This window comes from Desulfobacterium sp. N47 (genome assembly GCF_051233685.1).
Classification (GTDB): domain Bacteria; phylum Desulfobacterota; class Desulfobacteria; order Desulfobacterales; family RPRI01; genus RPRI01.
This window is the reverse complement of sequence record NZ_JBAMMY010000148.1, coordinates 1-10,357: the sequence shown is the minus strand read 5'-3', so window position 1 is coordinate 10,357 and position 10,357 is coordinate 1. Positions and strand designations below refer to the sequence as shown.

Below are 10,357 nucleotides of genomic sequence, written 5' to 3'. Positions count from 1 at the left end.
GCCTGCGTAACCGTTCATTGAGTATTGGCTCAAGGATTTTAAATCGTTTTGATATTCTATCTTTTTCCATGAGCTAATCATGGAGCAAATTTGAAAATTATGCAACATAAATGTTATAGTTATTTTATGACAATCTCTTATAAAGGCGATTTTGGCAGGGGCTTCTTCAGACCTGGAAGACAGATTGTTTTCTGGGGCGAAGGTCTTTTAGAAACCCTTCTTGATGTTATCAACCCGCCGGATAATTCTTTCAATTTGTTTTTCCAGAATCCGGATGATGTGAAAACTCCTCTCTGGATGGGCCGTATAAACTATAGCATGCCGCGTTTGTCTAGTTTTGGCCTGAATTTTGATCTGTTGTGGATTCCGGATATCAGGCCTACTCAGTTTGGCCCTTTAGACGGTGTTCTTGGTGACAGAACGGCTGGCTTTCAAGCGCCTTATGTAAGTGTAACGCCATTTGCAGACCTTAAGGGGCTTCCGGTAAGGCAGGATGTTCCTACAGCTAACAATAAATATGGTGCAAAAGTATCGGCAGAGATCGGAACAAGATTTAACCTTTCTTTTGTTTATTTCCGGGATGTTGTAAATGATCCTGCTATTCAATTGGTAAATCTTGTTGGATTTACACCGACAAAGGCTCTATTAACCTATGGTAAACAGCATGTTTATGGCGGTTATTTCAGTTATCAATTGTTAGCGCTTGGTATGGAAGCTGTTATCAGAGGCGAGATATCCCATTATACAGCTTATCCTATTACTCGTGCAACCCCTGTTTATGATGCTGGTGAAAATGTTCTTAAAACCTATGCTCTTAAACCGGTCACAAAGACCATGCTTGCGGTTGACAAAGATCTTCGCCTAAGATGGCTTTCCAAAGATCTGACGAAAGTATCACTTGAATGGATACATACTACGATCAATGAATGGGATAATGTCCTTGATAATGAGAAGTTAGATCCTATAGGCCGTGTTACGGGTACCATAAATGGAGTAGCAATGGATCGCAGAAATTCAAGATAACAGGATTCTTTCCTGATTCAGATCATGACCTATTGGTGGGCATCCAAACTGAATCCAACACTGCTTGTGGCATATAATCCGGGCAAGCATGGAGAAGGTGGCACATGTATGCTTAAGCCTTCAATAAAATGGTACATTACCCCACAGCTTTATACCGATCTCAGACTCCAGGCGTTTATGGGAGACTCTGAGGCCAGCAACGGATTTTCTGCCGGTATAAAAACAGCCAGTGAGGCAACCTTAAGAGTAGGATATGAATGGTAAAAGTAGTTTGGTAGTATAAGAGGATCATATCATCTGTTATTAAAAATGCTGTCAGGCAAGACATGAAACAACAAAAGCTTTTTTGGATTTTGGAAGAACCAAAGGAGGAAAAAGTTATAATGAAATTAATACGTATTATTAAATGTTCAGGATTATCGTTGCTTTCCCTGCTTGTTCTTTTTTTAGGGTTTGGAGGTATTTTGCAGGCTGCAGAATTGCCCAAAGTGATAGACAAGACTAACTCAAAGATCTGCTCGTTCCGCCTTTATACAGGGCGGTTGAAAGAGGCGCCTGGGTTGTTACGCCGGGAACGGTAAATTTCAAATATAAACATACAGACAGTTTTCTTGCCGCAAGCGCAAAGAATGCCGGTAAATATGATGTGAGCAAAGAGGGCGATCTTATTGAAAAGAGCACAGGGGAAATTACATTCACTAATTTTTATGGCATGCCTTTTCCCAAAATCGACCGTAATGATCCTAAAGCGGCAGATAAAATTATATGGAATTTCAATTATCAGAGATATCGTTTAACAGGGACAAGAACAGCTATTCATATTGCGTGGATTAACCAAAGCGGAGAGGAACGGTTTATAGGCGGATTGGATTCATGTCTTTACATGATGGGCCGTCCGCTTGGCACCGAAATAAAAAACACTGATAAAGTTCTTACCTATGAATTTCAAAATACTTTGTGGCCCATGAGCGTAAAGGGCACCAATACCATGTCCTACGTTTATATTGATGAAAGAGATAATTCCAATTTTGCGTATGTTCCTGCCATAAGAAGAATCCGGCAGACTACATCAACGGCAAGATCCGATCCATATATGGGTTCCGATGCATGGCTGGATATGAATTATATGTGGAGCGGTAAAAACCGTTCCATGAAATGGAAGGTTGTAGGAGAAAAAACGATTCTTGTCAGTTTTACCAGTCCTAATATGATTCCAATGCAGGAATCGGCGGATGGAATGGCTCAACCGGTATATCCGTACACAGGCAAACTAATAAAAATTTATGAAGTTCCGGGCTGGAAGGGTGATGCATGGGCGCCTGCTCCGGGCGTAATTACCTATGTTCCAAGAAAAGTATGGGTTGTAGAGCAGACGCCTAAAGATCCGTATTATAACTGGGGATTGCACATAAACTATGTTGATCAGGAGACTTACGTTATATGGTATAAAGAGGTATATGATAAGTCAGGCGCATTCCGGACGTGGGTAAGCCTGCTGACGCACTATAGTGAATCGCCTGGCGGTAACAATAATACAGGAGATTATGATGGACAGCTCTATGTTGATGAAAAATCCAGACACGCAACCTGGTCAGGCCGTTTTTCTCATCCTGAAGCACACTTGTACATGCCTGCTTCCAAAATTTCTCCCGGCTTTTTTAGTACGAATAACTTTTTATTGTTGTCCAAGTAAGATAGTTTTGTAAAAAAGCTAATTAACATGCCGGGGTTATATTAAACTCCGGCATGAAAATATCATGAGACTGCTTAATCCTTTATGGCGAAAAAAAATCCCGGTATCTGTTTTACCGGGAATTCAAGTTAATCTAGAAACTTTCGTAAAATTCTTATATCCGAAGATTCCCGCTGTATTACAGTGGGAATCTTTAACTTCTCATCCTCTTTTTCAACTCTTTGATAAGAGCCATACACAACTGGTTTGCATCAGCCACAATTGCCACATCGGCCTTTTTCATCATGGTGGCATTGGGGTTTTTATTAATGGCTATAATAAGTTCGGCATCACGAATGGCGGCGGTATGCTGGATAGCCCCGCTTACCCCGAAAGAAAACAGAACATTGGGATTAATATGTTTTCCTGCCTGACCTACCAGAAGTTCAGGGTCAGCCCAATCAGCATAAACGACAGGGCGTGTGGCGCCCACTTCTCCGCCTAAAAGTCTGGCAAGTTCAAAAAGTTTTTTAAATCTGTTTTTACCACCCATTCCGCGACCGCCGCATACAACTACATCGGCATCCTCAATTCTTTGTCCGCGATGCGGTTTTCTTTGATAATGAACCAGCCTCAATCGCTCTTTAGACAAATCTTTAGGCAAGGGGATCTTTATCACTTGCCCTTTGCGCTCGTAATCGTGGGGAATTTCCTGAAATGTTCCGGGACGAACTGTGGCCATTTGCGGCCGTCTTTCAGGAGTAATAATTTCTGCCAGCAGATTGCCTCCGAATGCAGGTGCGGTTTGAACCAGAATGCCCTGCTCGTTAATATCCAGCCCAACGCAATCAGCAGTCAGCCCGGTTCCGAGAAGTTTTGCCAGCCGCGGCGCAAATTCTCTGCCGAAAGATGTTGCACCTACCAAAACGATATCCGGTTTATATTCTTTGGCAAGTTTCTCCATCAGCCAGACATAATTTTCCATGCTGTATTTTTTTAAAGAAGAATGCTCAATTACATATACTTTATGAGCTCCGTGAGCGATATATTCATTTACATACTCATCAAGATTATGACCAAAGACAACTGCACAAACGGAAGAACCTGTTTTAACAGCCAGGTCTCCTGCCCGGGACAAAAGCTGAAGGGTAACTCTTGTCTGGAAATAATTTCTGTAGTCACCAAACACCCAAATATCATTTGCTTTTTGCTTCATTGTTCCTGTCCGTATGCTTTTAAGTCTTTTTGGATTGTGCCACCGATTTTACGGCCAAATTTGTCTAAAAGTTCTTCCGCAATTTTCTTGGCAGGACCTTTCATTTCAATGTTCTTCTTTTCGGAGTCAGGAGAATAGACTTTTAATATTCTTGTCGGAGAATCTTTTATACCGGCAATTTCAAGCTTAAGATCCTCTGCATTCAATGTGATTATATCGCATTTGTCATAGGCATCCTGAAGCCCTGCAAGCGGTACATAGCGTGGCTGGTATTGGCTTGTTGTAACTGTCACCAAACCGGGCAGATCCATTTCCAGGGTTTCAAGAAAATTGTCGGACAGACGTTTCATGCGAAGAACATTATCATTCAGTTCAAGCCATTCAACATAGGCCGCGCCCGGAATTTTAAGTTCTTCGGTAAGCTGCGGTCCAACCTGTGCGGTTTCACTGTCACTGGTATGACAGCCGCAAAGTACGATATCAAAATCCGGGCATTCTTTTTCAATGGCACGGGCCAGGATATACGATGTCATGAAGGTATCTGCCCCTGCCATGCGTTTGTCCGTAAGCAATATGCAGCGATCAGCACCAATGGCTAAAGCTTCTCTGAGCACTTCTTCTGCCATTGGCGGGCCCATAGTGATAGCTGTTATATGCCCGCCGTGCAAATCTTTCAGGCGTAATGCCGCTTCAAGGGCATGATGACATGCCGGATTCATCATACCTTCAGCCAAATCCCTCTTCAGGGTGCCTGTTCGCGGATCCCAGTTTAGTTCCGATACCATAGGCACCTGTTTTATACACACAATCAATTTTAACATTTTCTTCTCTACGTCGGTTTTGAAAGCAAAGACCGCGCAATTACCATGCGCTGAACTTCGCTGGTTCCTTCATAAATCTCAGTGACTTTAGCGTCCCGAAAATAGCGTTCCACATCATACTCTTTACTGTAGCCGTATCCGCCGTGGATTTGAACGGCAAGGCCGGTTACCCGTGAAGCTGTTGTGCTGCAATACAACTTTGCCATTGCAGCTTCAGCACCAAATGCTTTTCCGGCATCTTTAATGGCGCAGGCTCTGTATAATAGTAATCGGGCCGCATCAATTTCGGTTGCCATGTCAGCAAGATAGTTTTGAATTGTCTGGAAAGTACTCAAAGGTTTTTTAAACTGCTGCCGTTCTTTTGAGTATTTAAGCGCATCTTCAAAAGCAGCCTGGGCTATACCCAGAGCCTGAGCAGCAATGCCTATGCGACCGGAATCAAGAGTGGAAAGTCCTATCTTGAGGCCGTCGCCTTTACGTCCGAGCAAATTGCTTTTGGGTACCCGGCAATCCTCAAAAAACAATGAAGAAACAGGATTGGCACGCATACCGCATAAGTCTTCTATTTCTCCGACGGAAAATCCGGGAGTGTTTTTTTCTACAATCAGTACGCTGTTTGAACTGCGTTGATTTTCCGAATCGCTGATTGCAAAAATAAGCGCCGAACCGCAGATTCCACCATTTGTAACAAAAATTTTTGTTCCGTTAATTACATAATCTTCGCCATCTTCAACTGCTGTGGTTTCAACACCTCCTGCATCAGTACCGGCGTTTGCCTCGGTAAGGCAGAAAGCACCGATACATTCACCGCTTGCAAGCTGCGGTAAAAATTTTTCTTTTTGTTCCTTGGTTCCAAATTGCGCTATAGGGTTTGTTCCCACACTGTTATGAACGGTTACGCAAAGCCCCATTGCTGCGCAAACACGCGATATTTCTTCTATAACAATCGCATAACTGATGCTGTCCATATCGGCTCCGCCGTATTCCCTTGGAACCTGAAGACCAAAAAAGTTTAATGGCCGCATTTTTTCAATTATTTCCCATGGGAAACGTGCGTTCTGGTCGATTTCATGCGCAATTGGGCCCAGTTCTGTCTCAACAAAATTGCGCACAGTTTTGCGCACAGTTTTATGCTTTGTACAGGGATTGAAATTCAAAATACCCTCCGGTAATTTTTCCGGTTAAAACCTGGATTGATAACTTAAGCTTCTGCAAAAAATAATTGCTGTTTTATAAAATATTACGAAATAACTTAATTCCCAATCATTATTACTGATAAAGAAGAGGCTTGGATAACTTAAAATCTGCAAAAAATCAAGTTTGATGTTTTATATTTCAATTATCTCGAATTCCTGTAAATGGTATTCGGACTCCGGATATATTACAATCTGTCTTCCTATCATTTTTTCAAGAGAGATGATAAGATGGTTTTCCTCAACATGAAGAAGCTCGGCTATTTCAGGATGAACATGCAAGGCAATTTTGCTGCCTGCCATATCAAGAGATTCCCTTTGTATTTCTCTGTAAATATTATAGCAAATAGTTTGTCTGGATAAAAGTTTTCCTTCCCCCTCACAGTAAAAGCAAGGTTCGCAGAGTGCCTGTATCAAAGGGGATCGGATTCTTTTTCTTGTCATTTGTATCAATCCCATTTCGGAAATAGGAAGAATATTGGTTTTGCTTTTATCTTTAACCAGAGCCTCCCTGAAAGCGTTAAAGACTTTCTCCTGATTCTGCTTTTTTTCCATATCTATAAAATCAATTATTATTATACCTCCGATATCCCTTAAGCGAATCTGGTATGCAATCTCTTTTACCGCTTCAAGATTGGTCTTCAGTATGGTTTCTTCAAGATTATGTTTGCCAACATAACGGCCTGTGTTGACATCAATTGCAACAAGGGCTTCAGTATGCTCTATTATTATATAACCTCCGGACTTTAACCATATTTTTCTTCTTAAAGCGCGGGAAACGTCTCCTTCAAGGTTATATGCATCAAAGATTGGTTCATTGCCTTCATAAAGTTCAACCGCACTTTTCAGACTGGGCATAAAAGTATCAAGAAATGAGAGAACCGACTCGTAATCGGGGCGTGAATCAATTATCATTTTATCAGCTTCGTGCATCAGAAGGTCCCTTGCAGCACGCAGGCATACTGTAAGTTCCTTGTGAAGTAATGACGGAGCCGCTGCGGTTTTATATTTTTGTTGAATATTTTTCCACAGATTAATAAGAAAATTCATTTCATTTTCAAGTGACTCTTCATGAATTCCTTCAGCAGCGGTTCTTACAATATATCCGTAATTCTCTTTTCTTAAAGAAATAACCATTTCTTTCAAACGGTTTCTTTCTTTTTCATTTTCTATACGCCTTGATACTCCGATATGATCCGAATTCGGCATAAGTACTACAAATCTTCCGGGAAGTGTGGGATAGGAAGTAACCCGCGCGCCTTTTGTTCCGATAGGAGGCTTTGCCACCTGAGCCAGCAGTTCCTGGCCTTCAGTAATAAGATCTCCGATTTTTAATTCATGGTTTTTTTTTGAAAAATGTGTTGTTTCCGGATATGAACTAACATTATCAGCTGTTTGGGCTTCAACGGGGTTACAGGGTTTTGATTCATCAAAACCACCTATGCTCAGATCATCAACATAAATAAAAGCAGCCTGATTAATTCCTATATCGATAAAAGCAGCCTGCATTCCGGGTAAAACTCTTTGCACCCTTCCTTTATAGATATTTCCGGCAATATCGGAAATGTTTCCCCGTTCAATAAAAAATTCAGCAATATTTCCATCTTCAAGAAGAGCTACTCTTGTTTCATGTTCACAGACATTTACAACAATCTTCTTGTACATAATAACCCCTTATAGGTAGTTTACGGTTATAATACACGAATACAGGAAACGATGTGCGTTTAGACTCTATTCGCTTTAATCCGGAATTTGGTGCTTAAAATTAAAAAATCATATCATGATACGGATATTTTTACTATACGTGCCGTTTTTAAATTATTTTCAGAAATAACAAAAATATTTTTTATAATTTCAGCCGGTCTTATCATTATACCGGAATCCGGTGATAAGGCCAATTCCAGTTTTGAAGAAGATATCAGATTAATACTGCTTATGATTTTTTTCAGATCAATCTTTTTTATAAGTCCTTTTTTGTTTGTGCGCTCAATAAAAGCTTCTGTTTTCTTTTCGAATAATTCAAGACTGTTTTTATCAAAACTTCCCGGATCCAAAATCACTTCATAAGAATGTATTGAAGTCTTAAGTTTATTATCTTTAAAATTCTGATTTTCCACGCAATTTAGAACAGATAATCCTTCCGGGAGCTGTTCATTCAATTTTTGTATAATTAAAAAAGCTTGCGTGTCGGCAGCAACGTAAAGATATAATGTTTCGCAAAGGCTTTCAATTCCTATGGGAAGCGTGTCTTCAAAAGATATTTTCGGCATGGGATGAAAACCTTGCGAATAGGCAACTTCAATTCCGCTTCGCCTGATTGCCCGCAAAAATATGTTTATCATCTCAAGGTGCCCGAAATATTTTGCAGTATCTTTTTTGCAAAAAGTAATCCTGAGCTTCTTAAAGTTTGTATTTTCAGGTGCTGATATTTCAGGATTTACTTTTAATGCTTCATAATTATTTCTGCAAAATTTTGGTTCAATACCGGCAAAATCACATACACCGCAACTGTTACAGGTGTTTCTGCAATCATCAGAAGTTTTTGCAAGTAAGGCTTTGTCAGATTCACTTATTAAAAATTCCTTTGTAACTCTAGCATCAATATGATCCCATGGCAGAGGTTCCGATGTTGATCTTTTCCTGAAAAGATAAAAGGCAGGATCAATACCGGCAGATGATATGGCTTCTTCCCACAAGTCAAACCTGAATCTGTCGCTCCAGCCATCAAATCTGCATCCTTTTTCATAAGCTGTGACAAGCAGGCTGTTAAGCCTTCTGTCACCGCGCGCCCATAATCCCTCAAGAAAACTTACTTTGGGATTCTGCCATTTAAAATTGATTCCTGAAATATTCAGTTTGTTTTTGATCAGCCTGATCTTTTCTTCCGATTCTTCCAATGATATCTGGGGATACCACTGAAAAGGAGTATGCGCCTTCGGGATAAAAGTTGAAACGCTTACATTAATTGCGCTGCTTTTCCTGATCCTGCTTTTTCTGAGCCTGTAAACAAGTTCTATAAGCTCTTTTATATCATCATCCGTTTCGGTCGGAAGCCCTATCATAAAATAAAGCTTTATAGACTGCCATCCCATGCTCAATGCAGTATTTACCGAATGGACAATATCTTCTTCGTTAATATTTTTATTGATAACATCTCTCAAACGCTGGCTTCCGGCTTCCGGAGCTATTGTAAAACCTGTTTTACGTACTTTCTTTACAAGGTTAACAAGTTCAGGGGTCAGGGCCCCCGCCCGAAGAGATGGAAAAGAAACAGCGATATGCTGCGATTCATACATTGCCATCAGGCGTTCTAAAAGAGAAGATAATGAACAGTAATCTCCGGTGCTCAGAGACAGCAATGAAACATCTTCATATCCGGTTGAGGCTATTGACTTATTGGAAATATTAATGATGTTTTCCAAAGACCGTTCACGGACCGGCCTGTATATCATTCCTGCCTGGCAGAATCTGCATCCTCTTGAGCATCCTCTTGCAATTTCAATCCGAAGCCGGTCATGTATCGGCCTTGCGTATGGGGTTACCGGTTTATCAGGAAAAGGCACCTCATTCAGATCGCTTATTATTGTCCGGGTAATTTTAGAATAATCCGGAAATCCTGGAGTTAAAATCTGAATTTTGTTTTCATCATATTTTTCTTCAAAAAATGAAGGTATATAAACACCTTCTATTTGAGACCAGGCTTTTAGGAGCACCTCTTTATCTTTGCCGGAATCTCCTTTCCATTTTATCCAGGCATTTGACATCTCAACAATCACATTCTCACCGTCTCCTATTACAATAGCATCAAAAATTTCAGCTACAGTTTCCGGATTGCATGTGCAGGGTCCTCCGGCAATTATAAAAGGATGAGAACTATCCCTTTGGTTTGAATAAAAGGGAATATCTGCAAGGTCGAGCATTGTAAGTATATTTGTAAAATTCAGCTCATAAAGGAGGCTAAAGCCTATCATATCGAAATCAGCAAGAGGTCTGCGGGTCTCAAGTGAAAAAAGAGGCGTATCCGAAGAGCGAAGATATGCTTCAAAATCGGCAGCGGGAGTAAAAACTCTTTCTGCAGCAATACCTTGATGGCTGTTTAAAATATGATATAGAATCTGAAGTCCGAAATGAGAAGTACCTACTTCATATAAATCAGGAAATGCGAGAGCAACAGAAAACAACAAACCTTTATAATCTTTTTTTATTGCATTTACTTCCGAGCCCAGATAACGGCTGGGCTGCTCAACAAGAGACAATATATTATCAATATTATTTACGGCCATATTATTTGTTTAACTAAAGTTTCACTGTTTTTGAAGCCGTTCAAACATGGTTTTAAAATTTTGCGATATTTTTTCACAAAACATAAAAAGATGGCATGTAAAATGCATTGCAATTTATATACCAAGTATTTCAAGCACTTACGTCAACT

9 protein-coding genes are annotated in these 10,357 nt (G+C 40.4%); 4 read left to right on the top strand and 5 right to left on the bottom strand.

The window, feature by feature from the left end; all coding sequences use genetic code 11:
• Nucleotides 1–99: 99 nt before the first annotated feature.
• The 4 genes from VXK47_RS09605 (at nucleotide 100) to VXK47_RS09590 (ending at nucleotide 2,716) form a co-directional block, all read left to right on the top strand.
• On the top strand, nucleotides 100–1,023 hold the full coding sequence (locus VXK47_RS09605; protein ID WP_435548560.1) for a DUF1302 family protein: 924 nt from the start codon (nucleotides 100–102) through the stop codon (nucleotides 1,021–1,023).
• Between the two features lie 24 nt (nucleotides 1,024–1,047).
• Entirely contained in the window at nucleotides 1,048–1,287 is a 240-nt protein-coding gene (locus tag VXK47_RS09600; protein WP_435548559.1) for a hypothetical protein, read from the top strand.
• Nucleotides 1,288–1,406: 119 nt separating this feature from the next.
• Nucleotides 1,407–1,604 carry a hypothetical protein gene (locus VXK47_RS09595; RefSeq protein WP_435548558.1) on the top strand — a complete coding sequence of 66 codons (198 nt, stop codon included), beginning with the start codon at nucleotides 1,407–1,409 and terminating at the stop codon, nucleotides 1,602–1,604.
• Entirely contained in the window at nucleotides 1,538–2,716 is a 1,179-nt protein-coding gene (locus tag VXK47_RS09590; RefSeq protein WP_435548561.1) for a DUF1329 domain-containing protein, read from the top strand. Before VXK47_RS09595 ends, VXK47_RS09590 begins: the two co-directional genes overlap by 67 nt.
• Before the next feature lie 193 nt (nucleotides 2,717–2,909).
• Here VXK47_RS09590 and VXK47_RS09585 read toward each other — a convergent pair whose 3' ends face one another.
• From VXK47_RS09585 to VXK47_RS09565, 5 genes are all read right to left on the bottom strand, one after another.
• Nucleotides 2,910–3,911, bottom strand: a complete 1,002-nt coding sequence (locus tag VXK47_RS09585; protein WP_435548557.1) for an electron transfer flavoprotein subunit alpha/FixB family protein — start codon at nucleotides 3,909–3,911, stop codon at nucleotides 2,910–2,912.
• Entirely contained in the window at nucleotides 3,908–4,732 is an 825-nt protein-coding gene (locus tag VXK47_RS09580) for an electron transfer flavoprotein subunit beta/FixA family protein (protein ID WP_435548556.1), read from the bottom strand. The genes VXK47_RS09585 and VXK47_RS09580 overlap by 4 nt, the downstream gene beginning before the upstream one ends.
• Before the next feature lie 8 nt (nucleotides 4,733–4,740).
• A complete protein-coding gene (locus VXK47_RS09575; protein ID WP_435548555.1) occupies nucleotides 4,741–5,889 on the bottom strand; it encodes an acyl-CoA dehydrogenase family protein in 1,149 nt (382 codons plus the stop codon).
• Between the two features lie 171 nt (nucleotides 5,890–6,060).
• Nucleotides 6,061–7,590 (bottom strand): Rne/Rng family ribonuclease, encoded by a 1,530-nt coding sequence (locus tag VXK47_RS09570; RefSeq protein WP_435548554.1) that lies wholly within the window; start codon nucleotides 7,588–7,590, stop codon nucleotides 6,061–6,063.
• Between the two features lie 113 nt (nucleotides 7,591–7,703).
• Nucleotides 7,704–10,208: a TIGR03960 family B12-binding radical SAM protein gene (locus VXK47_RS09565; RefSeq protein WP_435548553.1), complete on the bottom strand. Its 2,505-nt coding sequence runs from the start codon at nucleotides 10,206–10,208 to the stop codon at nucleotides 7,704–7,706.
• Between the last annotated feature and the right edge of the window lie 149 nt (nucleotides 10,209–10,357).